This window comes from Mycobacterium sp. TH-M82, assembly GCF_057473605.1.
The window spans coordinates 1-1,188 of sequence record NZ_JBYCKY010000818.1 but is presented as its reverse complement, the minus strand read 5'-3'; the positions used below and the strand labels follow the sequence as shown (position 1 = coordinate 1,188).

Sequence of the window (1,188 nt, the reverse complement as noted above, 5' to 3'; positions counted from 1 at the left end):
GGTCGAAGAACCCGGCCAGGTGGGTCAGGCCGTCGGGCCCGGACATCACCAGGTCGACGAGTTCGTCGTGGTCGGCCAGCACGTACTGAGCCTGGGTGATCGCCTCACCGAGCAGCCGGCGGGCCCACAATGCCAGCCGGCTGCGCTGCCTGGCACTGGCCGTCACCGCGGCACGCACCTCGGCGACGACGAACTGGGAGTGCTTGGTTTCGGCCAGCACCGCGCGTACCACATCGGCCACGTCGTCCGGCATCCCGTCTGCGATCTCCAGGTAGAAGTCGGCGGCCAGCGCGTCGCCGACATAGGTCTTCACCAGGGCCTCCAGCCAGGTGCTGGGCATGGTCAGCCGGTGATAGGCGTCCAGCGCCAGGGTGTATTTCGCCATCGCCGCCACCACGTCGACCCCACGTCGCTCCAGGGCCTCGCGCAGCAGGTCGTAGTGCCCCATCTCGGCGGCGGCCATGCTGGCCATCGAGATCCGGCCCCGCAGGTCGGGTGCCATTCGCGCCTCGTCGGTGAGCCGGTAGAACGCAGCCACCTCTCCGTAGGCGAGCAGCGCGAACAACTCGTTGACGCCGGGGTGGTCGGCCGACAGCCGCAGCTGCGGTATCTGCGGCGCGGCTGCCACCGGGTCGGCGGGCGGAGGCGAACTCAGGGACGAACTCATGGCCACACTGTAGAACGTGCGGCGGCGCCTGACGCCGGCCGAAGGCAGACCGGAGAGCCCGACCGGGTAGTATCGGCGGCAGGCAGTGCTTATTCCAGGCTTGTTCCGGGCCGGAGTGGCCGCTGCCGAAGAAATGTGCGTGCACGCAGTTGGGCCGCCTCCGCACGAGTGCAGGACCCGCGAATCGGCAGCGTATTGACCGTCACAGCGTGTGCGCCCGAAACCGCGACGCGATCGACCTGATCGATACCGAGCCGACATCGAAAGGCACCCTGCCCCACACATGACCCCGCTTATCTCGACCCCGCAATCCGCGCCACTGACCTTTGCCGAGCTCGGCGTTCGAGACGAAATTGTGCGCGCGCTCACCGACGACGGCATCGAGCACCCCTTCGCAATCCAGGAGCTGACGTTGCCGCTCGCCCTCGGCGGCGACGACCTGATCGGCCAGGCCCGCACCGGCATGGGCAAGACCTTCGCGTTCGGCGTGCCGTTGCTGCAGCGCATCAGCACCGACACCA

2 protein-coding genes are annotated in these 1,188 nt (G+C 68.4%); one reads left to right on the top strand and one right to left on the bottom strand.

Going from position 1 to position 1,188, the window contains the following annotated elements:
• A partial coding sequence (locus AC2VON_RS24025) for a ferritin-like fold-containing protein (RefSeq protein ID WP_486955078.1) occupies window positions 1-655 on the bottom strand: 655 nt, incomplete at its 3' end.
• Window positions 656-950: 295 nt separating this feature from the next.
• Between AC2VON_RS24025 and AC2VON_RS24020 the strand changes: the two genes are divergently transcribed.
• Window positions 951-1,188: DEAD/DEAH box helicase (locus tag AC2VON_RS24020; protein WP_486955077.1), on the top strand; the 238-nt coding region annotated here is incomplete at its 3' end.